27 protein-coding genes, 1 tRNA gene and 1 riboswitch are annotated in these 26,429 nt (G+C 62.2%); of the genes, 11 read left to right on the top strand and 17 right to left on the bottom strand.

Going from position 1 to position 26,429, the window contains the following annotated elements; all coding sequences use genetic code 11:
* Nucleotides 1–323 precede the first annotated feature (323 nt).
* Together WMO64_RS07320 and WMO64_RS07315 are read right to left on the bottom strand one after the other, a co-directional pair.
* A complete protein-coding gene (locus WMO64_RS07320; RefSeq protein WP_349231556.1) occupies nt 324–1,361 on the bottom strand; it encodes an aldo/keto reductase in 1,038 nt (345 codons plus the stop codon).
* The gene (locus WMO64_RS07315; RefSeq protein WP_294518599.1) at nt 1,361–1,840 is read right to left on the bottom strand and encodes a flavodoxin; all 480 of its coding nucleotides are present in this window, start codon (nt 1,838–1,840) and stop codon (nt 1,361–1,363) included. Before WMO64_RS07315 ends, WMO64_RS07320 begins: the two co-directional genes overlap by 1 nt.
* Before the next feature lie 145 nt (nt 1,841–1,985).
* Here WMO64_RS07315 and WMO64_RS07310 point away from each other — a divergent pair, with 145 nt between their 5' ends.
* Complete coding sequence (locus WMO64_RS07310; RefSeq protein WP_294518596.1) at nt 1,986–2,873, top strand: LysR family transcriptional regulator; 888 nt, start codon at nt 1,986–1,988, stop codon at nt 2,871–2,873.
* A gap of 134 nt (nt 2,874–3,007) precedes the next feature.
* Here WMO64_RS07310 and WMO64_RS07305 read toward each other — a convergent pair whose 3' ends face one another.
* Nucleotides 3,008–3,829 carry a DNA-3-methyladenine glycosylase family protein gene (locus WMO64_RS07305; protein WP_349231555.1) on the bottom strand — a complete coding sequence of 274 codons (822 nt, stop codon included), beginning with the start codon at nt 3,827–3,829 and terminating at the stop codon, nt 3,008–3,010.
* 182 nt (nt 3,830–4,011) lie between these two features.
* On the opposite strand from WMO64_RS07305, the gene WMO64_RS07300 reads away from it, so the two are divergent.
* On the top strand, nt 4,012–4,989 hold the full coding sequence (locus tag WMO64_RS07300; RefSeq protein ID WP_349231554.1) for an ADP-ribosylglycohydrolase family protein: 978 nt from the start codon (nt 4,012–4,014) through the stop codon (nt 4,987–4,989).
* A gap of 83 nt (nt 4,990–5,072) precedes the next feature.
* Here WMO64_RS07300 and WMO64_RS07295 read toward each other — a convergent pair whose 3' ends face one another.
* The gene (locus WMO64_RS07295) at nt 5,073–5,960 is read right to left on the bottom strand and encodes a LysR family transcriptional regulator (RefSeq protein WP_349231560.1); all 888 of its coding nucleotides are present in this window, start codon (nt 5,958–5,960) and stop codon (nt 5,073–5,075) included.
* A 141-nt stretch (nt 5,961–6,101) separates the two neighbouring features.
* On the opposite strand from WMO64_RS07295, the gene WMO64_RS07290 reads away from it, so the two are divergent.
* The 4 genes from WMO64_RS07290 to WMO64_RS07275 are packed head-to-tail and all read left to right on the top strand — an operon-like array spanning nt 6,102 to nt 8,747.
* The gene (locus WMO64_RS07290) at nt 6,102–6,683 is read left to right on the top strand and encodes a sugar O-acetyltransferase (RefSeq protein WP_349231553.1); all 582 of its coding nucleotides are present in this window, start codon (nt 6,102–6,104) and stop codon (nt 6,681–6,683) included.
* On the top strand, nt 6,680–7,219 hold the full coding sequence (locus WMO64_RS07285; RefSeq protein ID WP_349231552.1) for a flavodoxin family protein: 540 nt from the start codon (nt 6,680–6,682) through the stop codon (nt 7,217–7,219). Before WMO64_RS07290 ends, WMO64_RS07285 begins: the two co-directional genes overlap by 4 nt.
* A 21-nt stretch (nt 7,220–7,240) precedes the next feature.
* Nucleotides 7,241–8,215, top strand: coding sequence for an alpha/beta hydrolase (locus WMO64_RS07280; protein ID WP_349231551.1), 975 nt, complete (start codon nt 7,241–7,243; stop codon nt 8,213–8,215).
* A gap of 22 nt (nt 8,216–8,237) precedes the next feature.
* Nucleotides 8,238–8,747: a cyclophilin-like fold protein gene (locus WMO64_RS07275; RefSeq protein WP_294518578.1), complete on the top strand. Its 510-nt coding sequence runs from the start codon at nt 8,238–8,240 to the stop codon at nt 8,745–8,747.
* Between the two features lie 109 nt (nt 8,748–8,856).
* Here WMO64_RS07275 and WMO64_RS07270 read toward each other — a convergent pair whose 3' ends face one another.
* Entirely contained in the window at nt 8,857–11,091 is a 2,235-nt protein-coding gene (locus WMO64_RS07270; protein WP_349231550.1) for an FMN-binding protein, read from the bottom strand.
* 289 nt (nt 11,092–11,380) lie between these two features.
* On the opposite strand from WMO64_RS07270, the gene WMO64_RS07265 reads away from it, so the two are divergent.
* The gene (locus tag WMO64_RS07265) at nt 11,381–12,166 is read left to right on the top strand and encodes a hypothetical protein (RefSeq protein ID WP_349231549.1); all 786 of its coding nucleotides are present in this window, start codon (nt 11,381–11,383) and stop codon (nt 12,164–12,166) included.
* A 104-nt stretch (nt 12,167–12,270) separates the two neighbouring features.
* On the opposite strand, the gene WMO64_RS07260 is transcribed toward WMO64_RS07265, so the two are convergent.
* Together WMO64_RS07260 and WMO64_RS07255 are read right to left on the bottom strand one after the other, a co-directional pair.
* Nucleotides 12,271–14,238, bottom strand: a complete 1,968-nt coding sequence (locus WMO64_RS07260) for an oleate hydratase (protein WP_349231548.1) — start codon at nt 14,236–14,238, stop codon at nt 12,271–12,273.
* A 146-nt stretch (nt 14,239–14,384) separates the two neighbouring features.
* The gene (locus WMO64_RS07255) at nt 14,385–14,945 is read right to left on the bottom strand and encodes a TetR/AcrR family transcriptional regulator (protein ID WP_294518565.1); all 561 of its coding nucleotides are present in this window, start codon (nt 14,943–14,945) and stop codon (nt 14,385–14,387) included.
* A 301-nt stretch (nt 14,946–15,246) separates the two neighbouring features.
* Between WMO64_RS07255 and WMO64_RS07250 the strand changes: the two genes are divergently transcribed.
* Complete coding sequence (locus tag WMO64_RS07250; RefSeq protein WP_294518562.1) at nt 15,247–16,413, top strand: iron-containing alcohol dehydrogenase; 1,167 nt, start codon at nt 15,247–15,249, stop codon at nt 16,411–16,413.
* A gap of 33 nt (nt 16,414–16,446) precedes the next feature.
* Nucleotides 16,447–17,199 carry a carboxymuconolactone decarboxylase family protein gene (locus tag WMO64_RS07245; protein WP_349231547.1) on the top strand — a complete coding sequence of 251 codons (753 nt, stop codon included), beginning with the start codon at nt 16,447–16,449 and terminating at the stop codon, nt 17,197–17,199.
* A gap of 60 nt (nt 17,200–17,259) precedes the next feature.
* On the opposite strand, the gene WMO64_RS07240 is transcribed toward WMO64_RS07245, so the two are convergent.
* The 9 genes from WMO64_RS07240 to WMO64_RS07200 form a co-directional block, all read right to left on the bottom strand.
* The gene (locus WMO64_RS07240; RefSeq protein WP_349231546.1) at nt 17,260–17,748 is read right to left on the bottom strand and encodes a hypothetical protein; all 489 of its coding nucleotides are present in this window, start codon (nt 17,746–17,748) and stop codon (nt 17,260–17,262) included.
* Nucleotides 17,749–17,750: 2 nt separating this feature from the next.
* Nucleotides 17,751–18,968: a radical SAM protein gene (locus tag WMO64_RS07235; RefSeq protein WP_349231545.1), complete on the bottom strand. Its 1,218-nt coding sequence runs from the start codon at nt 18,966–18,968 to the stop codon at nt 17,751–17,753.
* 21 nt (nt 18,969–18,989) lie between these two features.
* Nucleotides 18,990–19,706 carry an energy-coupling factor transporter transmembrane component T family protein gene (locus WMO64_RS07230; protein ID WP_294518547.1) on the bottom strand — a complete coding sequence of 239 codons (717 nt, stop codon included), beginning with the start codon at nt 19,704–19,706 and terminating at the stop codon, nt 18,990–18,992.
* Entirely contained in the window at nt 19,694–21,151 is a 1,458-nt protein-coding gene (locus WMO64_RS07225; RefSeq protein ID WP_349231544.1) for an ABC transporter ATP-binding protein, read from the bottom strand. The genes WMO64_RS07230 and WMO64_RS07225 overlap by 13 nt, the downstream gene beginning before the upstream one ends.
* The gene (locus tag WMO64_RS07220) at nt 21,144–21,743 is read right to left on the bottom strand and encodes an ECF transporter S component (RefSeq protein ID WP_294518541.1); all 600 of its coding nucleotides are present in this window, start codon (nt 21,741–21,743) and stop codon (nt 21,144–21,146) included. The genes WMO64_RS07225 and WMO64_RS07220 overlap by 8 nt, the downstream gene beginning before the upstream one ends.
* A gap of 37 nt (nt 21,744–21,780) precedes the next feature.
* Nucleotides 21,781–22,416 carry a YkoF family thiamine/hydroxymethylpyrimidine-binding protein gene (locus WMO64_RS07215; protein ID WP_349231543.1) on the bottom strand — a complete coding sequence of 212 codons (636 nt, stop codon included), beginning with the start codon at nt 22,414–22,416 and terminating at the stop codon, nt 21,781–21,783.
* A gap of 76 nt (nt 22,417–22,492) precedes the next feature.
* Nucleotides 22,493–22,592, bottom strand: a riboswitch (TPP riboswitch).
* Nucleotides 22,593–22,668: 76 nt separating this feature from the next.
* Nucleotides 22,669–23,418 (bottom strand): hypothetical protein, encoded by a 750-nt coding sequence (locus WMO64_RS07210; protein WP_349231542.1) that lies wholly within the window; start codon nt 23,416–23,418, stop codon nt 22,669–22,671.
* Nucleotides 23,419–23,519: 101 nt separating this feature from the next.
* Nucleotides 23,520–23,593 (bottom strand) — tRNA-Gly (locus tag WMO64_RS07205).
* Between the two features lie 131 nt (nt 23,594–23,724).
* Nucleotides 23,725–23,970, bottom strand: a complete 246-nt coding sequence (locus tag WMO64_RS07200) for a hypothetical protein (RefSeq protein ID WP_349231541.1) — start codon at nt 23,968–23,970, stop codon at nt 23,725–23,727.
* 154 nt (nt 23,971–24,124) lie between these two features.
* Between WMO64_RS07200 and WMO64_RS07195 the strand changes: the two genes are divergently transcribed.
* Entirely contained in the window at nt 24,125–24,808 is a 684-nt protein-coding gene (locus WMO64_RS07195; RefSeq protein WP_294518529.1) for a TVP38/TMEM64 family protein, read from the top strand.
* 46 nt (nt 24,809–24,854) lie between these two features.
* Here WMO64_RS07195 and WMO64_RS07190 read toward each other — a convergent pair whose 3' ends face one another.
* The gene (locus WMO64_RS07190; RefSeq protein WP_349231540.1) at nt 24,855–25,700 is read right to left on the bottom strand and encodes a hypothetical protein; all 846 of its coding nucleotides are present in this window, start codon (nt 25,698–25,700) and stop codon (nt 24,855–24,857) included.
* 348 nt (nt 25,701–26,048) lie between these two features.
* Here WMO64_RS07190 and WMO64_RS07185 point away from each other — a divergent pair, with 348 nt between their 5' ends.
* The gene (locus tag WMO64_RS07185) at nt 26,049–26,429 is read left to right on the top strand and encodes a MarR family winged helix-turn-helix transcriptional regulator (RefSeq protein ID WP_349231539.1); all 381 of its coding nucleotides are present in this window, start codon (nt 26,049–26,051) and stop codon (nt 26,427–26,429) included.

Below are 26,429 nucleotides of genomic sequence, written 5' to 3'. Positions count from 1 at the left end.
CACGACATGAAATCTGGTGCTGAAGGTGCTCACTTTTTTGGGGCCCTTTTGCTCACATTTTCGTTTGACAAACACATCCGTGTAGTTCATGCATGGGTGACCATCCAATATCAGTATTTTGCATTCCATTTCCCGCAGTTTGGGAGATTGGAATTTTACCTGGGCCGGCTCGGTCCGGAGAGGCTGATGTTCTGGCATATATCCCATAAAATAAGACGCGGCGGAGCAGGGCTTCCACTCCGTCGCGTCCTATTTTTTATTTCTCCGACAGCTATGGGCACGGGGATCGCTTGGCTCCGCCGCCCCTATGGCTGTGCCTCATATCAGATTTTCTGGCTGCCCACAGACCAGACATGGGCTTCCCCCGCTGCCGGGGCCGTGTTCTGCGCCATCACGCCCACCAGGGGGTGGGGCGTGTAGCATTCCTCCAGCCAGGCGCACTCCTCCACCGTCAGCTTCAGCTCCACCGCCTTTGCCGCTCCCTCCACATGGCGGAGCTTGGTGGCGCCCACGATGGGGGCGGTGACCTTGGTCAGCAGCCAGGCCAGGGAGATCTCCGTCATGGACACGCCCCTGCGGTCGGCCAGCTCCGCCACCCGGGCCAGAATGGGGGCGTCCTGGTCCCGGGCCGCGTCATACTTCAGATGGGCGTAGCTGTCCTCCTGGAGCCGCCTGGAGGTCTCCCCCGGATGCCTGGACAGCCGTCCGCCGGCCAGGGCGCTGTAGGGCGTCATGGCGATATTCTCCTCCCGGCAATAGGGAACCATCTCCCGCTCCTCTTCCCGGAAGATCAGGTTGTAGTGTCCCTGGACCGAGACGAATTTGGCAAAGCCCTCCCGCTCGGCCAGGTCGTTTGCCTTGCACAGCTGCCAGGCAAAGCAGTTGGAGATGCCAATATACCGGACCTTTCCCGCCTTCACGGCGTTGTTCAGCCCCTCCATCATGTCATAAAGGGGCGTCCGGTAATCCCACATGTGGCAGATGTACAGGTCTACGTAGTCCATGCCCAGATTCTGAAGGCTCTTGTCCACCATCCGCCGGATGTGCTCCTGGCCGCTGATCCCCGCCTCGATCTCTCCGTTGGTGCGGGGGAGAAACTTGGTGGCCACCACCACCTTGTCCCGCCGGGCAAAGTCCCCCAGCGCCCGGCCCAGGTACTGTTCGCTGGTGCCGCTCTGGTAGGCGATGGCGGTGTCAAAGAAGTTGATCCCCAGCTCCAGACCCCGCTTGATGATCTCCCGGGCGTGGGCCTCGTCGATGGTCCAGGAGTGCTGGCCGTTTCGGGCGTCTCCGAACCCCATGCATCCCATGCAGATACGGGACACCTTCAGGTCGGAGCCGCCCAGTCTGATATACTCCATCACAGCTTCAGCCCCTCCACCCAGGCTTTCAGCTCCGCCTCACTCAGGCGGCCGTTGAGCATGCGGCCATCCAGGATCTTGGCCCCGGGGGCGCTGGCCTTCAGTCCGGCCGCCGACTTGCCCAGGCCGCTGCCGCCGGAGGTGGCGAAGAGCACAATGGTCTTGCCGGTAAAATCATAGCCCTCAAGGAACGTGTTGATAATGGTGGGGGCCACATACCACCAGACAGGGAAGCCCAGGAAGATCACGTCGTGGTCCGCCACAGGGGCGTCCATGTCGGCCAGGGCCGGGCGGGAGCTCTTGTCCCCCATCTCCACGCTGCTGCGGGAGTTCTTGTCCATCCAGTTCAGGTCCGCCCGGGTGTAGGGCACCGCGGGTCTGATCTCATAGAGCTCCGCGCCTGCGGCCTGTGCCAGGGCTTTTGCCGCCTTCGCGGTGGTCCCGCTGGCGGAAAAATAGGCAACCAATGCTTTTTTCATACATATCTCCTCCTTTGGCACAATTGTACTGCCTATCAGTAAAAATGTAAAATGCTCATTTATTATCTTAAAATATTCTTTAAAGGCATTTCTCCCTTGCGTCCTCCGGCCGGAGATGATAGCATGGAGAAAAGGAGGCTTGGCCATGGAACTGCGTGTTTTGAAATATTTTCTGGCGGTGGCCCGGGAGGAGAATATCACCAGGGCGGCGGCGCTGCTCCACCTGACCCAGCCCACTCTGTCCCGGCAGCTGATGCAGCTGGAGGAGGAGCTGGGCGTACAGCTCTTTCACCGCAGTCGGTACCACATCGTCCTCACCGACGACGGCATGCTCCTGCGCCGCCGGGCCCAGGAGCTGGTGGACCTGGCGGAAAAGACAGCCCAGGAATTCCGCCAGAAGGACCAGCTGCGGGGGGAGATCTCCATCGGCAGCGGCGACCTGGAGGGCATGTCCCTGCTGTCGGAGATGCTGGCCTCCTTCCAGGCGCTCCACCCCGAGGTGACCTATCAGCTCTACAGCGGCAACGCCGACCACACCAAGGAGCGGATCGAGGGCGGCACGCTGGATCTGGGCCTGCTGCTGGAGCCGGTGGACATCAGCAAATACGACTTCATCCGGATGCCGGTCAAGGAGCAGTGGGGCGTTCTGATCCACCAGGACGACCCTCTGGCCCGGAAGGAGTCGGTCACGCCGGAAGATCTGGCGGGCATCCCCCTGATCCTGACCCGGCGGGAGCTGATCCAGCAGGAGATGGAGCGGTGGTTCGGGCCCTGCGCCCAGCAGCTCCACATCACCGCCACCGGGAATCTGCCCTATAACATGGCCCTTCTGGCCGGCGCACGCATGGGCGCCTTTCTCACCATCAGGCTCCACTGCACCTACGACAACCTGCGGTTCGTCCCCCTCTCTCCGCCGCTGGAGTCCAGCACGGTGCTGGCCTGGAAAAAGGCCGAGACCTTCTCCCCCGCCGTGGCCGGGCTTATCAACCACGTCAAAAACTGCCTGGATACGATTGCCGGCCATTCAAAATGAACAGACACGCGGAGCAGTTGGAATGGTCCAACGGGTGGAAAAGCGGACCTGTCCGAAGTCCCCGTTAGGCCTGCAATACCCCTCTATTTTCGCAAAAGCCCGGGGCCTGCGTGCAGCCCCGGGCTTTTCTGATTTTACGCCGTCTCCGCCTTGTGGCTCTGGGCGTAATAGAAGAAATACTGCTGCATGATGCCGGCCGCAGCGCCGTACCTGTCAAAGGGATTCCTGCCCCTGTACTCCTGCTGGATGATCTTCCTGATCCAGGTATCCACCGGGGCGCAGGCCGCCCGGCCATAGGCGAACAGGGCCACGCAGTTGGCCACCTTTACTCCCACGCCCCGCACCCCTTCCAGCGCGGCGATCAGCTGGTCATCCGGGAGGGCAGAGATTTTTTCCAGGTCCAGGCGTCCCGACAGGACCTGCTCCACCGCGTCGCAGAGATAGGGTGCCCGGTATCCGGCCTTGCAGGCGATGTAATCCTCCTCGCCCACATCCCTCATCTGCGCCGCCGTGGGGAAGGTATGGAGGGTCTCGCCGGATACATGAACTGCCGTGCCGTATCGCTCACTGAGCATTTCCACCACGGAGCGGATGGCCGGGATGCTCTTGCGCTGGGAGATGATAAAGGTGACCAGCGTCTCCCAGGGGTCCTGGCGGAGGATGCGAATCCCCGCGCCCGCCTGGGCCGCCCGCCGCAGAAAGGCGTCCTTTTCCGGGATGGCGGCGCTGATCTCCCGGTAATTCCGTTCGAGATCAAAGTAGGGGCGCCAGACACGGTCCCAGACCTCCTGGCTGCAGCTCACCCGGTAGCACCCATCCGGCGCCTTTTGGATGTACAGCACCTGATCTCCGGTGATGAACCGGTATGTCCCGTCGGGGCGTGATACGGCCCGGAAGCACTGGCCGCTGTCGGCGATCTTCTTTAGGTCAAACAGATCGGGAATATGGACTTCCATCGGATATGCTCCTTCCATCATGCCATATTCCTATTATAACTGCTTGCGGGAAGGCGGGCAAGGCGCAGCGCCTCCCCCGCCTCGGGCACACATTGTCGAAATCTGGAACAATATGATTGTCTTCCCACAGGGATATGGATATAATGGCATTGGAAATACGCCGAGCAAGGGGAGGTATACGGATGGCAGGAACAGAGCGGGACTTTTCTCAGCTTGTAGAGGGCGGGATTCTGGGCTTTGTGGTGGGAGACGCCCTCGGCGTGCCGGCTGAGTTCATGAGCCGGAGTGCGCTGCGTAAAGACCCGGTGCGCGGCATGAGGGACGGAGGGGCCCATCACCAGCCCGCGGGCACCTGGTCCGACGACACCAGCATGACCCTCTGCACCATGGATTCTCTCATGGAAGCGGGGGTGGACTACAGCGACCTGATGTGGCGCTTTGCAGACTGGCTGTGGAACGCCTCCAACACGGCCCATGGCGAGGTGTTTGACGTAGGCGGCACGACAAGGCACGCCATTTTCAACTTTTTCAAGGGAACCGCTCCGCTGCAATGCGGTGAAACCGCGGAAAATACCTGCGGAAACGGTTCTCTGATGCGGATACTCCCCACCGCCCTCTACATTGTCGGGCAGTACGGGAATGACGGCCTGGACGCCAGAGCCGCCGGGCTGATCCATAACACGTCTATCTGCACCCACGCCCACCCGCGCTGCCAGATGGCCTGCGGCATTTACTGCACCGTGCTGTTTCAGCTGTGCCGGGGCGATGATCTGCATGCCGCAGTGGCCCAGGGAATCCACTCCGCCCTGTCCTATTACCGGGAAGACCCCGCGTTCTCCTCCGTGTACGGCGACTTCTGTTCCTTGCCGGAGATCGGTTACTGGGAGGAGGCCCGGATCCGCAGCGGCGGATTTGTCCTCCACACCCTCCAGGCCGCCCTGTGGTGCCTCCTCACCACCTGCGACTACCGGACATGCGTGCTCGAAGCCGTCAATCTGGGCGACGATACCGACACCACCGCCGCTGTGGCCGGCGGCCTGGCCGGCCTCTGGTACGGCCCGGAGGCCATCCCGGAGGAGTGGGCTGAGGCTACCGCAAAGTACCGTGAGATCCGCGCGCTGAGCCGCCGCTTTTCCTGCTCCTGCCGCAGACAGACCTGAAGTAAACACTCCATAACACAGCGGACGGCACCCTGTTTTTCCAGGGCGCCGTCCGCTTTTATGTCCTAGTGGGAATCAGCGCGTCATTCCTGCTCCTGGGCCAGCTGCTCCTGCACCCGCTCCAGGAACAGCTCCGCCGCCCGGGAGAAACGCTGGGACTTCTTCCACACCAGGTACATGCCCAGCTCCATCCTTGGCTTCAGCGGCCGGAAACAGAGGTCGCTGCCTGTGGTGTTCACCAGCTTGTCCAGGGTGAAGGCGTAGCCCATCCCCTCGTCCACCATCAGGGACGCGTTGTAGATCAGGTTGTAGGTGGCCACCGTGTGAAGTTCCGCCTGCTCCTTCCTGAGCCAGCGGTAAAGGCCGCTCTTGTTGTCCATCTGCCGGGAGAGAATCAGGGGCTTGTCCCACAGGTCCCGGGGTGAGACGGTGTCCTGCCGGGCCAGCGGACTGTCCCGCCGCATCAGCACGCCCCAGATGTCCCTCATGGGCAGCTCCATGTAGTGGTACCGCGTCTTGTCCATGTCCCCCAGAAGCACGCCGAAGTCCAGCAGCCCCTTGTCCAGCTCCTCGCACACGTCCACCGCGTCGCCGCTGACAATGTGGAAGCGGACGCCCGGACAGCTGTCCTGGAGCTGGTGGGCCACCCGGGCGATCTGGCGCACCCCGTCGGTCTCCCCGGTGCCGATATAGATATCCCCGCTCACCGTATCGTCCGTGTGCATGACCTCTTTTTCCGTCCGGTCCACCAGCTCCAGGATCTCCTGCGCCCGCTTCCGCAGCAGCATGCCGTCCTCCGTCAGGGTGATCTTCCGGCTGCCCCGGATCATCAGCTGCTTGCCCAGCTCCTCCTCCAGCTCCCGGAGCTGCCGGGACAGGGTGGGCTGGGTCAGGTGCAGGGACTGGGCCGCCGCGGAGATGTTCTGCTCCCGCGCCACCGCCAGAAAATATTGCAGCACTCGCAATTCCATCATACCACCTCCGGATACGCCCATCATACCACGGGGCAGTCATAGGTTTCAAGCATAGTACAATATTCTCTATAGGTATTTGTTATTATATCCAGCGGATGATAAAATAGGGACAGAAACTATGTATAACAGGAGCGCAATATGGATCTAGAGACATTTCTCAACGGGCTCAACAGCGGGAGGCCGGTGAAGGGCGGCGGTGAAGTACACCAGTTCATGCACGGCGTCAGCCAGGAGGCCCTGAAGATCACCGCCGAGATCAACAGCGGCTATCATACGCCGGAGGAGCTGCGGGCCCTCTTCTCCCGGCTCACCGGCCAGCCGGTGGACGAGAGCTTCGGCATGTTCCCGCCCTTCTACACCGACTGCGGAAAGAACATCCACGTGGGCAAAAACGTCTTTCTCAACATGGGCTGCAAGCTCCAGGACCAGGGCGGCATTTTCATCGGCGACGGCGCCCTCATCGGCCACAACGTGGTGCTGGCCACCCTCAACCACGTCATGTCCCCCAAGGACCGGAGCAGCATGGTCCCCGCGCCCATCCGAATCGGGAAAAACGTGTGGATCGGAGCCAACGCCACCGTGCTGCCCGGCGTGACCATTGGAGACGGGGCCATCGTGGCCGCCGGGGCCGTGGTCACAAAGGATGTACCGGAGAACACCGTTGTGGGCGGCGTGCCCGCCAAAGTTATACGCACCATCAGCGAGGAGGATGAGGCATGAGCAAAAAGGTTCTGATCGTCTCCACCAGCCTGCGCCGGGACAGCAATTCCGACCTGCTGGCCCAGCGGTTTGCCCAGGGCGCCCGGGACGCCGGCCACCAGGTGGAATTTATTTCTCTGCGGGGCAAGGACATCCGCTTCTGCACCGGCTGCATGGCCTGCCTGAAAGCCCCTCGGTGCGTGATCCAGGACGATGCCGCCGCCATTGTGGAGAAAATGGGCGCTGCGGACATCATCTGCTTCGCCACCCCGGTCTATTACTACGAGCTGTCCGGCCAGCTGAAGACCCTGCTGGACCGGGCCAATCCCCTGTTCTCCGCCGACTACGCCTTCCGGGACATCTATCTGCTCACGGCCTCCGCCGAGGGCGACGACGCCTCAGACGGCCCTGTCAGCGGTCTGGAGGGCTGGATCGCCTGCTTCCAGCAGGCGCGGCTGGCCGGTGTGGTCCGGGGCGGCGGCGCCAACGACCCCGGCGACATGGCAAAGCAGCCCGAAAAGCTGGCGGCGGCCTACGAGATGGGCCTGCACATCTGAAGACGATAAGGAGGAAAACACATGCAATCCAGATACAACGGCTATTCCTTCCAGATGCGTGACACGGTCACCCGGGAGAAGGTGCGCTTCCACAACCGCTACGGCATTGAGCTCTCGGGCGACCTGTACCTGCCCAAGGGCGCTGCCGGAACGCTGGCCGCCGTGGCCGTGTCCGGCCCCTTCGGCGCGGTAAAGGAGCAGTGCTCCGGGCTGTACGCCGAGGAGCTGGCCAGCCGCGGCTTCGCCGCCCTGGCCTTTGACCCCTCCTTCATCGGGGAGAGCGGCGGCCAGGCCCGGAACGTGGCCTCCCCCGACATCAACACCGAGGACTTCTCCGCCGCGGTGGACTTCCTCTCCACCCGGGACTTCATCGACCCGGAGAAGATCGGCATTCTGGGCATCTGCGGCTTCGGCGGCATGGCCCTCAACGCCGCCGCCATGGACACCCGCATCAAGGCCACCGTCACCTCCACCATGTACGACATGACCCGGGTGAACGCCAAGGGGTACTTTGACGCCGCCGACAGCGCCGACGCCCGGTATGAGACCAAGAAGGCCCTCAACGCCCAGCGGACCCAGGACTATAAAAACGGCGCCTACGCCCGGGCGGGCGGCGTGGTGGACCCCCCGCCCCAGGACGCCCCCTTCTTCGTGAAGGACTACTACGACTACTACAAGACCCAGCGGGGCTACACCGAGCGGTCCCTCAACTCCAACCAGGGCTGGAACGTGACCTCCTCCCTGTCCTTCCTCAACATGCCCATCCTGCGCTACAGCAACGAGATCCGCAGCGCCGTGCTGGTCATCCACGGCGAAAAGGCCCACTCCTGCTATTTCAGCCGGGACGCCTTTGCCGACATGGTGCGGGACAACCCCTACGCCGGCAACAAGGAGCTGCTCATCATCCCCGGCGCGGTCCACACCGACCTCTACGACCGGAAGGACATCATCCCCTTTGACAAGATCCAGCAGTTTTTCCTCCAGTACCTGAAGTGACGGCTTGAAAAGGAGGGATTTTATGATACGGCTGCTCTGCACGCTCCTCGCCGTTTTCAGCCTGGCCGCCTGCACCGTCAGGGAGGCGCCCACAGAGCACAGCAGCACGCCCCCAGCCCAGACGGCGGTCCAGGAGCAGGAGACCCCCCAGCAGTCCGAAGGAACACAGCCCAGCCAGGAGGAAGCGATGCTGAAGATCACAGTGGGAGACCGGGAACTGCTGGCCGCTTTTGAGGACAACAGCTCCGCAGAGGAATTCAAAGCCCTTCTGGCTCAGGGGCCGGTGACCGTCGAGATGGAGGACTACGGCGGATTCGAAAAAGTGGGTCCGCTGGGCACCGCCCTGACCCGAAACGACACGCAGATCACCACAGAACCGGGCGATATCATTCTCTACCAGGGAAACCAGATCACCATCTACTATGACACCAACACCTGGAGCTTCACCCGGCTGGCCAGAATCAACGACCCGGCCGGTCTGAAGGAGATTCTGGGAGACGGGACGGTACAGGTTATCTTCTCTCTGGCGTGAATCCTTTCTATTCTATAAAACGAGAGGGCGATGCGGCGCATCACCCTCTCGTTGTTTACAGGAAAAACAAAGTGGGCTGCCTATGGCAGCCCACTTTGTTATTTTGCTTTTACTCCGCAGCCGCGGCAACGGCAGCGGCCTGAGTGCCGGCGATCTGGCCGGACACAAAGGTCCAGGACTGGGCCTGGCCGCCCCAAGGCGTATAGGCCTTGCCGTCCGCGTTGCAGACGCCCTCGGAATCCTGGCCAACCGCAAACAGGTTCTCGATGGGGGTACCGTCCTCACGCAGCACGTTCATGTTCACGTCCACGTCCAGGCCGCCCACGGTGGCGTAGGCGTAGCTGTCGCAGATCACCGCGTAGTAGGTGGTGTCCACGCCGCCCAGCGCCTCCGTCAGGTTGGACTCATCGCAGCCGATGGCAGCGGCCAGATCCGCGATGCTGTCCGCCTTGATCACGTTCTGGTACTCCTCGCCGACCTGCAGGATCTGGTCGATGTCCTCCACGGGAGTGCCGGCAGCGGGCAGCGTGCCGCCCTGGCTCAGGAACTGGGAGGTGGCGTTGGCCTGGGCCTCGGTCAGACCGTTGGTGCGGATGTTGTCGATGTCCTCCTGAGAGTACACCACATAGTACATGTAGTCGGGCGCATACACGATCTCCACCGTGATGCCCTCGTCCTCGGTGCCGCTCTGGTTCTCATTGCCCCACACGTTGCCCTCGGTGGTGATCATCTTCTGATCGGTGGTCAGGGCCAGGGCGGTCAGGATGGCCTTCTGGTCCGCGGTCAGGTCGTCGGTGCGGATCAGGTGAGGCACCTGGGAGATGTGGACCATGGGCAGGGTGCCCATCATATAGGTGGCGCCGCCGGCGGAGATACCCATCTGGATACCGGTGCCGTCGTTGACCGTGTCGCCGATGGTGGAGACGGTGGAGCCCAGGTACTCGTTCATCATGTCGTCGTTGCCCAGGAAGCCGCCGGTGGCCAGGATCACGGTCTTGCCGTAGATCTCATAGGTGGTGCCGTCGTAGTACTGGGCGTTGACGCCGATCACCTTGCCGTCGTCGTCAAAGATCAGGCTGGTGGCCGTCAGCTCGGTCATGTACTCGTTCTTCTCGTTCATGGCGTTGGCGGTCTCCAAGGCTCTGGTGAACTGGAAGGTCTTGTTGGGTCCCAGGATGTTCCAGGAGGTGTTGTCGTCGTCCGCGCTGTACACGCACCACAGCTTGGTCCACTCGGGCACCACAAAGCTGCCCAGCAGGCCCATGCCCTCGAACTCAAAGCCGAAGTTGTCCACATAGTAGTCCAGGGCGGAGCCGGAGTTGTACACGGCCTCGTGGATCACGTCCGCCTTCTCGTCGCTGCCCACGTACTCCATCCAGGTGTTGTACACATCGTCGGCGTTGATATAATCCTCGCCGTTGTTGTACAGGTCCTTCAGGTACTGGCTGTTGATGGCCATGGGGCCGTAGGTGCACACAGAGTCGCCGCCGATCTTGCCGGCCGCCTCGATGCCGAACACAGTGGCGCCCTGCTCAGCAGCCGCGCAGTAGGACAGGACGCCGGAGCCGCCCATGCCCACTACGATGACGTCATAACCTTCCAGCTTGACAGTGTCGGTCTTCTTGGGGATCTCGGTGTACCACTGGGAGCTGTCGCCGCCAGCCGCGTCAATGGCCGCGGCCACGCAGTTGCGGATGCCGTTGGAGGAGGTGGTGGCGCCGGTGATGGCGTCCACGGCCAGGGACTGGCTCTCCAGCACGCGGGGGATGAACAGCTCCTGGGCACTGGCAAACCACTCGCCGGTGGCGCTGTCGCTCTCCTCGGTCACCTGGATGTCGGTCATCTTGCCGCCCTCAAAGGTGACCTCACAGGTCATCTGGCTGGTCAGGCCGAAGCTGGGGGCCGTGCCGCTGTAAGTGCCGTCGGCCACGGGGGTCTTCTCGTCGGAGCTGACGCCCATGGCCTGGTTCAGGCAGTCCTGCAGCGCCATCTTCACGGCGTTGCTGGTCTCGGTGGCGCCGGACACGCCGTCGATCTCCGCGCTCTGGGCATCCATGATCTGAGACTTCAGCTTATCCGCGGCGGCGCCGCCGATGCTCTCCGTCTCCTTGGAGACATCCAGCGTCACGTCCGTGATGCTGTTGGCATCCACAGTCACAGTGACCTGAACGCCGTCCTCATGCCCTCTGGCAGTGGCGGTGTAGGTACCGGGCGTGTAGATGCCGGCTTCCTCCGTCGGCTTCACGGAGTCGGAAGGCTCCGTGGACTCCTTCGGGTTCTGTGCACAGGCCGCCAGCGAGAGACACATGGCCAGTGCAAGTACGATACTGAGCACCTTTTTCATTTTTTCACCCTCTTAAGTATTGAGTTAGCACAAGATCAAGATCTCTGCCAACACCTGTATTCTAGCACCGTCAAAAAGTTTCTGCAACTACCTGGCGTTAATTTTTTATCATAGATTGGCCAGGTCAGAGCCCTGGTGTCTCCTGTTTCCGACGACTTTCCTCGTCCCATACAGCTGTCCTTACGACCACTCCGACAGCCGGAGACAGGCTGCCTTCTCTTGCCGTATCACATTATTTTATTTCCCACTTGGAACAAAATAGTGTATAATAATAAATGAGGTGGAATATATGAAAAAAATAACCAATATTTTGCTTCTTGTCCTGCTGGCCGCCGTGATCGTTCTGGCTGCGGCGGTGATTTATCTCTATCAGCGGGACGGCAGCCCGTCCTCCCCTGTCTCCGGGACGCCCTCGGCCTCCCAGTCGGAATCAATTACAGTGGGAACGCCTGCGCCTTCCGGCGGCGAAGCGGAAGGCGGGGATTCCTCCGGGGATACAAACGGCCCGGAGGTGGGAACCCCTGCGGAATCGGGGGGCGAAGACGCACAGGCCGCTGTGACGGAGCTCCGCTGTTCCGCCGCCCTCGGGGCAGTCAAGATCGTGGAGGGCGCGGAATTCGGCCTGTCCGAGGGCAGCGAAGCCGAGTGCGAGGCGTACATTGAGGACAACGCCTACGTCGTCTCCGCCAGCACCACCCAGGACATCCCCATCGTCGTGACCGTACCCGAAGGCATCACCTTTGAACAGGTCACTCTGACAGCCTCCGGCGGGAACCTGACCGTTGAGGGCATTGACACCGAGGCGCTGTCCACCAGCTGTACGCAGGGGGCCATCTACTACTCAGGCCGCCTGGACGGCAGCGCCGATGTGGAGCACCTCCAGGGCCAGACGGTTTTGCAGCTGGAGGGAGCATCGTCGGATTACAACTTTGAGCTGGAATACAGCCTGGGTCACATTCAGGTGGGCGACCTCTCCCTCGGCGGTCCAAAAGGGAGCCGTTCCATTGACAACGGCAGCGAAAAGACCATCCAGGTCTACTGCACCATGGGCGATGTCAGCGTCCTGTTCCAGTAAAAACGCAAAGAAAAGCAGGCAAAATACCCGTATGGCCTGGGGCTGGACGCCCCCGGGCCATACGGGTATCTGTTTGCAGAGATATTGGTGGGTATCCGCGCCGCTCACAGCATCCCGTCCCGGAGGATGTTGTGGTCCCGCAGCAGCTTCTCTATCACGGTCCCCTTGATGAACTTGAGGGCCGGCTTCTTCACCAGGTTCAGCGGCCCGGGCAGCTCCATCTCCAGAGGAGACTTGCCGTCCATCAGGCACACCGAGCTGTCCAGCAGATCCCGGATGTCGTACACGCTGCCCCACACCTCGGGCACGCCCCGGTCCACACCCAGCAGGCCGTAGACCGCCTCCATGGCCGTGCGGACCGAGTACTCGGTGGTGAACACGGTGTCCCGGGGCGTCTCGGCGAACTGGCCCAGGAAGGCGAAGTTGACGCAGCCGTCGGGGATGACGTCGGGCCGGTCGCCCTTGGCCCGGGGCATGAAGAAGGCGGTGATATAGGGCATCATGGTGGGCACGCACACCGCGCTGTGCTCCGCCAGCTCGGGGATCTGCTCCACCGGCACACCGATGTGGTAGAGCCACTCCTCCGTGATCTCCCGGCCGGTGCACTCCTTCATGGGCTTTTTCACATAGTCGCCGGGCACGTCGGTGAACAGGCCGTACACCCAGATGCACACTTTCTCCGGGTCCTGGGCCTTGAACTGGCCCTGCCGGTTGATGGTCCAGCTCAGCAGCCACTTGGAATCCTGGCAGCTGACAATGCCGCCGGTGACCACCTTGCCCGTCCTGGGGTCCCGCTTGCAGATGTTGGTGAGGTAGGGGATGATCCTGTCGTCCAGGGTGGTGATGGTGGCCGACTCCCAGTTGGTCCTGGACACGTCGGAGCAGAACTTCTCCGGCCGACCGAAGGACGGGTCCTGTTTTGCGATGTTCTTCCACAGGCTCCAGCAGCCGCTGGTGCGCACCTCCGCGTCGCCGTTGGGGGCGTGGTCCTGGTCGCCGTAGATGGTGCCCTCGGTGCAGGAGCCGTTGGTGACGAACACCAGGTCGTTCTCGGTGAGCAGCATCCCCTTCTCCGCCCCCTTCACCCGGCACTCAATGGCGGTGGCCACCTTGCGGCCCCCCTTGATGTCAAAGAGCACGTTGGTCACCTCGGTGCCGAACTGGAAGTCCACCCCAGCCGCCTCCAGATACTTCTGCATGGGCAGAATGAGGGACTCATACTGGTTGTACCGGGTGAACTTCAGGGCGCTGAAGTCGGGCAGGCCGGCGATGTGGTGGATGAAGCGCTGGAAGTAGAGCTTCATCTCCAGAGCGGAGTGCCAGTTCTCAAAGGCGAACATGGTCCGCCAGTAGAGCCAAAAGGTGGAGTCGAACACCTCGCTGTCAAACACATCCTCAATGGTCTTGTCGTACAGGTCCTCGTCGGGGGTCATGAAGAGTTTCACGATCTCCATGCAGCCCTTCTGACTCAGGTTGAACTTTCCGTCGGTGTGGGCGTCCTGGCCCCGGTTCACCGTGGCCCGGCACAGGGAGTAGTTGGGGTCGTGCTTGTTGAGCCAGTAGAACTCGTCCAGCACCGAGGCCCCCGGCTTCTCCAGGGAGGGGATGGAGCGGAACAGATCCCACAGGCACTCGAAGTGGTTCTCCATCTCCCGGCCGCCCCGCATGATATAGCCCCGGCTGGGGTCGAAGATGCCGTCGCAGGCGCCGCCGGCGATGTCCATGGCCTCCAGAATGTGGATGTGGGAGCCGGGCATCTGGCCGTCCCGCACCAGGAAGCAGGCCGCCGCCAGAGAGGCCAGACCGCTGCCCACGATATAGGCATTTTTCTCCTCCACGCCCTCCGGCTTCTCCGGCCGGGCAAAGGCCTCGTAGTTGCCGCTCGAGTAGTAGATGCCCTTTTTGTTCTTCCCGTGGCGTCCCAGCTCTGTGTTGCGGTAGCCGCCGTTCTCCTGCTCATGGACCTCCGGCGCCTTTCTGGCCTGGGCCGCCTTCTTCGCCAGCACCACAGCCGCACCCGCGCCCGCCAGGCCCGCGGCCGCAGCAGTCAGTTTTCCAAGATTCTTTGCCATCAGAATAGCCACCTTTCCATATTCCACCGCTCTCGCGGTCGCACATCTGTGTGTGGCTATATCCTACCCACTTTTCCGCCCCACCGCCATTTACAAAAGGGGCCCGGTGATCAGTTTTTTATCACCGGGCCCCTTTTGTAAAGTTTTTATCTGTCTGCGGCAAAATTCCGGATGGAATTGGATACGTTCCCCTGCATGGTGGCGCTGATCTTCCGGACAATGGTCCGGCAGTCCCCCTGCATCCCCTGCCTGATCCAGTCCAGCATGATCCCCACAAAGCTGTACTTGTAAAATTCAGCGATAAAGGCCTTGTCCTCCTCGGAGATGTCCACGCCCTGGCTCTTCTCGTCCACCACGCCGCGGATCAGGCCGTAGGTCAGCTTGAAGAGAAAGCGCTCCATCTGGTCCCGGCTGATGCAGCGGCAGGCGTTGAGCACAAAGGCCTTGTTCTCCAGCACTGCCTCAAAAATCTGGAGCAGCCCCTCCTGCCAGGTGTCGTAGGTCTTTTTACCCGCGAGGACCCGGGTCGCATCCTCCACGCAGACCCACTCGATCAGGTCATAGATGTCCTTGAAGTGGTAGTAAAAGGCCATGCGGCTGATTCCGCAGTCCTCCGTGATGTCCCGGATGGTGATCTTGTCCAGCGGTTTTTTCAGCAGCATCCGCTTCAGCGACGCCTCCAGCGCCTGTTTGGTGGTGTTTGACATGTGTGCCTCCCAGCGTTTCCGATGGTCTTGGGGCTCATTGGTCAGCCATGTTCTATATTATACGGAGAACCCGGCGGTTTTCAAGCCCGTGCGCGTCAGCAGGCAGGGCCGGAGCGTCTGATCCTCCCGAATCAAAAATGCCTTTAAAGCATAGTATGAAATAAAATATGGGTATTTGCTATTTGAGGCCGGCTGTACTACACTGATACCAGAGAAAACCTCCCCGCCGGGGAGGGCCGAAACCCGGCGGTCCGGACCGGCCTGGAGCCGGACGGACCCAGCCCACACAGGAGGAACGACCATGCTTGGAAATTTCACATACTGTAACCCCACCCGCGTACACTTCGGCGAGAAGGCCCTGGAGGCCCTGTCCGGCGAGCTGGCTGGCTACGGCGGCAAGGTGCTGCTGGCTTACGGCGGAGGGTCCATCAAGAAGTCCGGCCTCTACCAGCAGGTGGTGGACATCCTGAACCGCTGCGGCAAGGAGGTCTTCGAGCTGCCCGGCGTCATGCCCAACCCCACGGTGGAAAAGCTGTACGAGGGCTGCCGTATCGCCCGGGAACACGACGTGGACCTGATCCTGGCGGTGGGCGGCGGCTCGGTGTGCGACTACGCCAAGGCCCTGTCCGTATCCGCCTGGTGCGCCCAGGACCCCTGGGAGAAATACTACCTCCGCATGGAGGACGTGGACAACCGGATCATCCCCGTGGGCTGCGTGCTCACCATGGTGGGCACCGGGTCGGAGATGAACGGCGGCTCGGTCATCACCAACCACCGGCAGAAGCGGAAGATCGGCCACGTGTTCGGCAGCAACGTCATGCCCAAATTCACCATCCTGAACCCCACCTACACCTTCACGGTGCCCATGAAGCAGATGGTGGCCGGCATCTACGACGCCTTCAACCACATCTGCGAACAGTATTTCTCCGGCACCGACGACAACACCACCGACTACATCGCCGAGGGGCTGATGAAGTCCCTCATCGTCAGCTCCCGGGCCGCCCTCCGCAACCCGGAGGACTACGAGGCCCGCAGCAACATCATGTGGGCGGCCACCTGGGCTCTGAACACCCTGCTGGCCATGGGCAAGTCCACCGACTGGGAGGTCCACATGATCGGCCAGTCCATCGGCGCCTACACCGACGCAACCCATGGCATGACCCTGTCCGCCGTGTCCCTGGCCTACTACCGCTTCATCATGGAGTACGGCCTGCCCAAGTTTGCCCGCTTCGCGGTCAACGTGTGGGGCGTGGACCCCAGGGGCAAGGACGACAGGGCCCTGGCCCAGGCCGGCCTGGAGGCCATGGAGGCCTGGATGAAGGAGCTGGGCGTGGCCATGAATATCCGGGACCTGGGCGTCACGGAGGATATGCTGGAGGGCATCGCCGACGGCACCTTCCTCCTGTCCGGCGGCTATCGGGAGCTGACCCGGGCCGATGTGATCCAGATTCTGAAGGCCAGCATGTAATGAGTGTATAGCGTATAAAAGGAGGAAAACAGCATGGCAGTGAAACAGACAGCGGGCAGAGCGGCGCTGGGCGAGTTCGCGCCCAAGTTCGCCCAGCTCAATGACGACGTGTTATTCGGTGAGGTGTGGAGCCGGGAGGACAAGCTCTCCCTGCGGGACCGGTCCCTGGTCACCGTGGTGGCCCTCATGGCCCAGGGCCTGGTGGACAGCTCCTTCCAGTACCACCTGACCACCGCAAAGCACAACGGCATCACCCGGCAGGAGATCGCCGAGATCCTGACCCACGCGGCCTTCTACGCCGGCTGGCCCAAGGCCTGGGCTGCCTTCCGCATGGCCAAGGAGGTGTGGGCCGAGGACAACGGTGAGGACGGCAAGGCCATGCACCAGCGGGAGATGGTCTTCCCCATCGGAGCCCCCAACGACGGCTTTGCCCGGTATTTTGTGGGCCAGAGCTATCTGCAGCCCCTCTCCACCAGCCAGGTGGGCGTGTACAACGTGACCTTTGAGCCGGGCTGCCGCAACAACTGGCACATCCACCATGCCGCCAAGGGCGGCGGCCAGCTCCTGGTCTGCGTGGCCGGCCGGGGCTACTACCAGGAGTGGGGCCGGGAGGCCCGGGAGCTCCACCCCGGCGACGTGGTCAACATCCCGCCCGAGGTGAAGCACTGGCACGGCGCCGCCCCGGACAGCTGGTTCTCCCACCTGGCCCTGGAGGTGCCCGGCGAGGACTGCTCCAACGAGTGGCTGGAGGCCGTCACCGACGAGGTATACGGCAAGCTGAGCTGATTGACGTCAGCGCAAACAGGCAGGCAGACGCATGGGCGTCTGCCTGCCTGTTTTTGCCGTTTAATTTTCATTTTCTGTATCTCTGGGCCGCAGCAGCTCCAGGTGGACCTCCGCCTCGGAGAGGAGGTCCTGGGGCTGGGGACGGGGAGGCTGCTCCGCCGTATCCTCCCACTTCACCGGGTGCAGCTCCCACACCACGGACAGGTCGCCGCCGGGGTGCTCGCCCCGGTACCGGTCCAGCACCTGCCGGAACAATCCGCCGGTGATGTGGCACTTCCAGGGCCGGGCCGTCAGGCGGACAGCGCCCTCCTTGCCCCGGAAAAAGAGGGTCACGGTCCCGCCAAACCAGAGGGCCCGGACTAGGCCCCGGCCCGCCCGGGTCCGCTCCTGCTCCAGCCCCAGGGCCAGCACAGCGCCGTCAGGACTCAGAAGGATGGCGGGGCGGAAGGGGAAACTCTCTTCCCCGTCGTCCACCACGGCCACCGGCTCCCCCGCCTGGAGCAGGGCCAGATATTGGGGCGCAATAGGGGTCAAACGCGGCAGTTCCATGGTCAATCCAGCCTTTCCAGATCGCTGTCGGGGTGGTTCCCGCAGTGTTTGTAGTCGTCGTTGGTGTTGTGCAGGCCGTGGGCCTTCCGGATGGCGTGGACCCCCTCCGCCAGACGCACGTAGTAGTCCAGAGGCGCCATGGGGCGGCAGCCCAGCCGGGTGGCCCGGTGGGGCCGCCAGATGGTCACCAGGAACTGGACGCCCCGGCTGGCAAAGAACTGGCAGGCCTGAAAGTTGGACTCCAGAGCCTCCTCCGGGTCGGAGAAGCCGTGCTTTGCCGCCAGCTCCGCCCCGGCCACCACCTGGGTGCACACCTTCCCCACGCCGAATACCTCCACCGCGTCCAGGGTGCGGCGAATCCACTCCTCGTAGCCAATCCAGCGGTGCTTGCCGGGGCACAGCTCTTTGAACAGCTCCTCCCCCCACACCTCGATGTTGGGCGCGTAGGAGGTGATGCCCGTCTGGTCATAGATCCTCTGCAACTCCGCCTTGGGATAGGCGGGGGCCATGAGCTGGCAGGGGAAGCGGCCGGTGAAGTTGCGGCCGATGGCCTGCAGCACCTTGATGTACCGGTCGATCTCCACGGAGAAGGGGGGCTCGCCGGAGAAGTCGGTGCCCCCGGACAGGCTGATCTCGGAGAACCGGCCCGGCTCCTTCACCGCCTCCCGGATGGTCTCGTACACGTCCCGGCAGTCCACCGCCCCGGCGCTGTGTCCGCCGGTGAAGAAGGCACAGAAGCCGCACTGGTCTCCCCCCTCCCACAGGCGGCACCGCTGGTAGGCGTTGAGGATCAGCTTCTGGCCCCGGACGTCGGCCACCGACGACATGGGGGTGCCCCGGCTGGTGCGCTTGCCGTAGAAGTCGGGCCGGGGGACAAAGTCCAAAGTATCCACCAGCTTCTCCCCGTCCAGGAGCAGGTACACCCCACCGTCGCAGTCAATGGTGTAGGGGTTCTCGTAGGGTTCCCCGTAGTTGACGTACACAAAGGAGCCATCCCGCAGGAGGATGGGCCCCGGCATGGCCCGGCGGCCGTCCCGGCCACCGAAGCGGATGTCAAAGGCGTTGTCGTCCCCAAAGGCGTAGGGGGAACCCTGGATACTGTCCAGAGCCCGCTCGGTGAACACGGCGCCGTAGCGGATCATGCTCAGCTTCAGCAGGGCGAAGGGGGAGAACACCGGGTGGCTCACCCGCAGTTCCTCCAGCTCTTCCAGTTTTGTCATGGTCATGGGACCTCCTTCCTGTCACAGCAGGAACCGCCCCGCCAGCAGCGCCGCGGGCAGTCCGATGAAGAACGCGATATCGATCCACCCGAAGGCCACCCGGAAGGCCACGGCCCTGGGCCGCCCCTCCTGGAAGCCCCGGGACTCCATGGCCATGGCCAGGCTCTCCGACCGCTCCAGGGCGTGGACCAGCATGGGCAGCAGCCGCTTGGGCGAGAAGGGCAGGGTCTTGATGCCCCGGACCTTCAGAGCCGTGCCCACGGTGCCGAACTCGCTGCGGACCACGGGGAAAAAGTGGTAGGCCGCCAGAATGCCGTAGGCGAACTTGGGCGGCAGATGGAACTGCTGCATCAGGCTCATGATCAGGTCCATGGAGTTGGTGGTGAAGGCGAAGAGCATGCCCAGTCCGCCGTAGACCAGCACCCGGGAGGCCAGCTGCATGGCGCTGGTGAGGGAGTTGGCGTAGATGACCCGCTGGCCGAAGGCCGCCATCTCCACCCCCTGCTGCACCCCCTCGCTGGGGAACAGGATGCCCGTCATGAACATGCCGAAGGCGGCGATGAGGAAGGGGATCATGGACAGGGCCAGCAGCTTCCGGTTCACCTTTGGGGTGCACACCGTCACCAGCAGGCAAATTCCGGCGGTGATGAGATTGAGTCTGGTGTTGTAGGTCACCGACATAATGAGGGACGCGATGATCAGGGTCAGCAGCTTCCAGGCCGGATTCAGCTTCCGCACGGGACGCACCCCCTCTCTCTGGCGTAGCGGTCCAGGTCCTCCGGCGTCAGGCGCTCCATCCTGCCGTCCTCCAGCAGGTAGATGACGTTGGCGCAGCGCCTGGCCAGGGTCAGGTCGTGGGTGGCGATGACCGCCGTCAGCCCGTCTTCCACCCGCCGCTCCAGCAAATCCAGAATAAAGGCGGTGGCCCGCTGGTCCTGGGCGTAGGTGGGCTCATCCAGCAGCAGCAGGGGCTGCTCCCCCGCCAGCATGGCCAGCAGAGCCAGGCGGCGCTGCTGCCCCTGGCTGAGGGCGTAGGGGGAGTGCTTCCGCCAGGCCAGCAGGCCGAACTCCTCCAGCAGCGCCTCCGCCTGAGCGGAAAGCTCGTTGGGGTCGGCCTTCGGCTTTGCGGCCCGGAGGGTGGTGAGCACCTCCTCCTCCACCGACAGGCTGAGAAACTGGAACCGGGGGTTCTGGAATACCAGGCCCACAGGGCCCTCCACCCGCAGCTTGCCCTTGTACCCGCCCGCGCCGGCGATGGCCGTCAGCAGAGAGGTCTTGCCGCTGCCGTTGCGGCCCACCAGGGCGGTGACGCCCCCCTTGGGGAACCGGAAGGACAGCCCCGTGGCCACGGTCTTACGGCCGTACACCAGGCTCACATTCTCCCCCTCCACCGCGGCCGTCTCCGGCTGGGGCAGGGGCAGAGGCCGCCGCCGCTCCAGCCACTGGTCGTCCAGAAACAGGCCCCGGGCCTCAAATTCCGCCCGGTGGCTCTCCAGCTCGTCGGGCCGCAGACAGCCCGGCTCCAGGGAGCCGTCCCGGTTCATCATCAGCACCCGGGTCAGGAAAGGCCGCCAGTAGTCGGGACGGTGATCCACGATCAGCAGGGTCAGCCCCTGCTTGTTCAGCTGCCGCAGCTGCTCGGACAGCTGGGCGCAGGCACCCGGGTCCAGGTTGGCAAAGGGCTCGTCCAGGATCAGCATCCGGGCCCCGTTAGCCAGGGCGGTGGCCAGGGCCAACTTCTGCTTGGTGCCGCCGGACAGGGTGTGGATCAGGGCGGTCTCCACCGCCTCCAGCCCCACCAGGGCCAGCAGCTGCCGCATCCGCGCCCTCAGGTCGCCGGGATAGTTGATATTCTCCAGGGCAAAGAGGACCTCGTGGTCCACCCGGTCCATGCAGAACTGGTTGTCCGGGTTCTGAAACAGGATGGACACCGCCTGGGCCCGGTCTGCAATCTCATACTGGGCCAGGGGACGGCCCTCCAGGGTGATCTCCCCGGACAGCTCCCCGCCGTAGGCCGGATAGAGGCCGGACAGGCAGTAGGCCAGGCTGCTCTTGCCGCAGCCGGACGGCCCCATCAGCAGCACGGCCTCGCCGGGCTCCACCGACAGGGACAGGTGCTCGAACACCGGCTCCCCCTCATAGCGGAAGGTCAGGTCCCGGCACGCCAGGATGGGCTCAGCCATTGTGGACAGCCCGGCCCAGGGCGTAGCTCTTGAGCAGTCCGGTCTTGGCCAGGGCGTCGCCCATCACCTTGCACAGCACGCCGGAGAACAGGAAGGCGCTCACCAGCCGCACAAGGAAGTACACCACCAGCAGACCCGGGGCGATGGCGATGTAGTTGGAGCGGACAAAGCTCCACAGGAAGCTGGTGATGGTGCAGCCCACAGTGGCCAGATACATGGTGGTGCGGTCAAAGCGCTTGTAGCGCCACAGGGCAAAGACGATCTCAGCCCCCGCGCCCTGGACAATGCCCGCCACGATGACCATGGGGCCATACATGTTGCCCAGCAGCACCTCGACGAGGGAGGCCAGCACCTCGGCCACGATGGCCACGCTGGGCTTCTGGATGATGTAGGCCGCCAGGGTGGGGGCCATGAACCAGATGCCGAAGATCAGCTCGGTGCCCAGCAGGGACATACCGGTGGGGGCAAAGACGGCGGTCAGGGGCGAGATGAGATAGACGGCGGCCAGATAGACCACGCCCAGAACCACGCACAGCATGGTCACGAAAATAACGTCCTTCAGCTTCCAGATACCTTCCTTTTTGGTTTCCATGGGAACCATTCTCCTTTTATATATATATATGTAGGTCTTACTCCTGCGTGGGGCTGTTCACCGACAGGGTGCAGTGGAGGATGTAGTGGGGCACGGACTGCTCCATCAGACGGCACACCGACTCCAGATAGCGGAACACATCCTGCACGTCGCCGGTCAGACGGGTGGCGTAGTGGATGCTGGTGGGCTGGAGGCCGGCGTCCTCCGCCATGTGCCACACCTTGGCGATGTGGTCGATGTAGTCGGGCACGCCCATGGGGTAGAGGGCGATCTTGCACAGCACCGGGAAGTGGGCGCCCGCCACCACGGCGGCGTTGGGGGCCTCCCCCTCCCAGCCCAGGAAGCTGTCCCCGTCGCAGTCGCCGGGGCAGCCCTTGGAGAACTGGCACTCCAGGGCCATGTGGACCCCCTCGCGGAAGGCGTTGATGAACAGGCCCTCCACCGCGTCCACCACATAGGGCAGCTTGCCCCGGTAGACGGTGGACAGGGCGTCCGACTGGCTCCACACGGCGGAGGTGTCGGTCTTCTCCAGCGCGCCCAGGATGATGGACACAAAGTCCGAGTCCATGGGGTACAGGGAGAAGCGGCAGCCAGAGATATCCAGCGTGGCGCCCCGCCCCGACCAGGGCAGGTCCTCCCGCTGGCAGCAGCAACAGCTCTTGGGTTCTGTCATAAAAATTCCTTCTTTCTAAAAATAAAAAGGGTGCCTTCCCTGGGGAAAGCACCCTTTGTTCACGTCTTTTTCGGAGAACGGTACAGAATTGCTTCCCTACGCTGGTATGAGCCAGATCAGGTTCATAGGGTCAGGTTTTACCTTCTCAACTCCGCAGAGTCCCCCCAGAATTCCATCGTCGTGATTCAATTTTCAGGTGTTACTATAGCACTGTGGAAAAGCGCTGTCAAGAATCCGGACTCCCATTCCAGCTCACCGGTGCCCTGCCGCCGCCTCATCCCCGCCGCGCAATCTACGGCAGTACTGAGTACAGAGCTTGTCCGTACACTCGGAGCACTTCAGGGCCGCGTTGGAGCGGTCCCAGAACCGCTCCGGGTACATCATGACGCACAGCTCCCACACCAGCCACGCCATCGCGGACATCAGCACCAGCGAAACCGCAAAAAAGCCGCCCATAAAGATCAGCGGCGAAAACATCATGAGATGGTCCCAGTTGAAGATCCTGCACGTGGTGCAGCAGCGGTTCTTCATAATCAGCCGGAAGGGGCACCAGATCAGCACGCAGATCAGGTCGCACACATAGAACAGCACGGAGATCATGAACAGCGTGATCCTGTCGATCACGCCGGAATAGTACAGCGCCCCGATCCCCGCGATCAGCAGGCACCAGAGGATAAACACCTTGTATGCGCTCTTTGTGATGTCCACGATATAGTTTCTCAGCGCCTCATAGTTGATCTTGTCCCGGATGGGCCTGAAGCGGTTGGCAAAGAGCTTCTGGGAGCCCAGGGGGACCTTGTTCCGGATGGGGATGATCTGGAGAAACATGTCCACCACCCATACGCCCCACAGCAGATGCAGCGGCGAGAGCATTTTGAAAAAGTTCCACCCGTCCAACACGGCAAAGGGTGCCCGCCAGAACAGGTACATCAGGACGCACAGGATAAAAATTAGGCAGCGCCCCACCAGCCGGGCAAAGTAGGTCTTTCTTGTGGCAGACATCTCATTCTTCCTTTTCTATCTGTATCGGAACGGTGAAACGGGAGCAATAAAACGCATAAGAAACCTGCTTTTGACCCGGGTCAAAAGCAGGTTTCTTATGCTGGAGCAGGTGAAGGGAATCGAACCCTCGTGTTCAGCTTGGGAAGCTGACGTTCTGCCATTGAACTACACCTGCATCTGAAATTGACTTTGATAGTATAGCACACAGGGCAGAAAATAGCAAGGAATTTTTTGCGACACAAAAATACACAGTTTGTTTACAATTTATTTATCAATTTTGTACAATTGTCCCTTGTTTCTTGACCTTCACTGCACTATAATAAAGTCATCAAATCTAGAAAGGGGGTTGAGGCCATGAAGTGGACTGACATCCAGAGCACGGATGTCGACGAATTGATTTTTGGCGGCGATGAGCAGGTTATCGTCAGCGATCGATAAACTCGACAGTACATACCGTGCGACACAGAAGTTCCACACCGGCTGCGGTGTGGCTTTTTGTTTATTGGGGCGGCTTCCGGTTTCGGCCGGGGCCGCCTTTTTTATGGCTTTCAAAAGGAGCGCCTGCCGCGTGTTTTCTATTTATTCAAACAATCTTAACCTTTTCCCTATGGCATCTTTTATCTCCCTGTGGTAGCCTTATGGTAATGGATGTCGGATATGGTCGTCCGGCTCCCATCCCGGCAGCGCAAGACAAGGGGCTTGGCATATGAAAAAAAGAAATCAAAAATGGATCGCCACGCTGATCCTCACCATTCTGATCCTAGGCGGCATCTTCCTTTTCCTCTGGAACACCGGCTTTTTCTCCGCCGCCAGATCCCTGGACGGCATCCAGGACTACATCACCCGCTTCTCCCCCTACTCCCACCTGGTCTTTTTCCTGGTCCAGCTGGCCTCGGTGGTCATTGCGCCCATCCCCAGCAACATCACCGCCGCAGGGGGCGCACTGCTCTTCGGCATGTGGCCCGCCTTCCTGCTCACGGCAGGGGCGGTGGTGCTGGGTTCCGTGGTGGTGTTCTGGCTGGCCCGGGTGCTGGGCCAGTCCTTCGCCGGCCGCTTTGTCAGCCAGAAGGTGTCCGACCGATACCTGGAGGTGATCCGCCGCAAGCGGGACGTGTTCCTGGCGCTGGTCTTTCTCTTCCCCTTCTTCCCCGACGACCTGATCTGCATCCTGGCGGGTCTGACCGACATCGGCCTCCCCCGCTTCCTGGTGATCGTGGTCCTCACCCGGCCCTGGGGCCTGCTGGTGGCCTCGGCTGTGGGCAGCTCGGTGATCGCCGTCCCCATCTGGGCCATGGCCCTCATCGGTCTGGCCGGTCTGGCTCTGTTCCTGGCCGCCATGAAGTACGGCGACCAGTGGGAGGCCCGCCTGCTGGAAAAATTCAAACACTAAAAAAGGGAGGACGCTCGGTCTGTGAGCGTCCTCCCTCCTGCTTTGTTCAGCTGTCCTTTTTCTCCTCGGTGAAGCGGTAGCCCGCCCAGGGGTCCAGGTGGTCGAACAGCAGCTTGTCCCCGTCCCAGAGCTGGTAGCGGACGGGGGGATGCTCCCCCTCTCCCGCCGGCTCCACGGCCAAGCGCAGGGCGCCCTGCCGGATCAAGGTCCCCGCCGGAGACCACTGCTCCACGCTGGCCCCGCGGTAGGAGACCAGGCGGTACTCCCGTCCGCCGTAGAGCACTGCGCACAGGCAGCTGACCCGCGGCCCCGCCAGGGTGGACACCCGCTCCACGCTGACCAGGATGCTGTTGCTCCGCTCCTCACGCCAGATGCTCTGGCTCCACAGAGATGTAGAAGGCCGGTCGGTGCCCCGGACCGTCTCAATAAACCCGGTGCCGCCGGTGAAGTCGATGCGCCGGCCGTTGAGCAGCAGAACGCCCTCCAGCCGGTGGCCCATGCTGATGACCCCCCGGCGTACCGGGAACACGGGCAGCGCCCCCAGCGGCCCCATCAAATCGTACTTCAGCGGCGTAAAGGGGCCGTATCGCAGCTCGCCGCACAGGGTCATGCCTCCGGTCCGCAGGTCCAGCCACAGCCCCTTCCGGTTGAAGAGGCTGCCCTTCACCCACACCTGGAACAGCCCCTCGGAGGCCTGGAAGCTCTCTCCCGGACAGCTGATGTTCCACGTGCCCTCCCGGGACTCCACCCGGACGGACGCCGTGGTGCCCCCCGCCCTGTCGATGCGCAGCATCGGAAACAGGGACAGCGTCTCGCCGCCGGGCGCCTGGTGCCGGAGCTGCCAGCCTTCAAAATAGGGCCCCCTCTTTCCGGCCCCATAGAAATATTTCACCCTTCATCACCTGGTCTCAATCCACCCCTGCCGGCAGGGGCTTTCATCTGGTAGCTTACATGTTAGCACGTCCCTCCGCCGATTGCAATTCCCCTTCCCGGGAAAACTTGACCCCTTGGCAATTGTTTTCCCCTTCTTCTGATATTTTGGATTTTTGTCTATTTTTTAACCTTCTTTCTTCTCTTTTTTTGTCAAAGAGTAAATTCCCATTTCCCCTATTGACATCTATTTTTTATCTCACTATAATATGTTAGCAATCTAACTAAAGTGAGGGGGTAGATCGCCATACAGCGCCAGAACTCCGTTGGCTTTGTCATCCGCAGCCTGTCCAATCTGCTCCGTCGGAAAATGATGGAGCTCACCCCCCCCCCGCCTGAGGGCCGCCACGGCATCACTGAGACGGAGGGACTCATCATGGGCTTTCTCTGCGACCACCTGGACCGTGAGCTCTATCAGCGGGACGTGGAAGAGGTGTTCTGCATCCGCCGCTCCACCGCCTCCCGGTTTCTCCAGAACCTGGAGCGGGACGGTATGCTCACCCGCCAGAGCGTCCCCCAGGACGCGCGGCTGAAAAAGCTGGTCCCAACGGAAAAAGCCATGGCCATCCACGCGGAAATTGCGGAGAAATTCCAGATCGCCGAGGCCCTCATGACCGCCGGCCTGACGGCGGAAGAACTGGAGCAGTTCATCGCCACGGCGCGGAAAATTCAGCGCAATCTGCTGGATTAG

Source organism: Pseudoflavonifractor intestinihominis, from assembly GCF_040096055.1.
GTDB classification, from domain to species: domain Bacteria; phylum Bacillota; class Clostridia; order Oscillospirales; family Oscillospiraceae; genus Pseudoflavonifractor; species Pseudoflavonifractor intestinihominis.
Note: the sequence above shows the minus strand (reverse complement) of the source record. Positions and strands in the feature narration are given on the sequence as shown.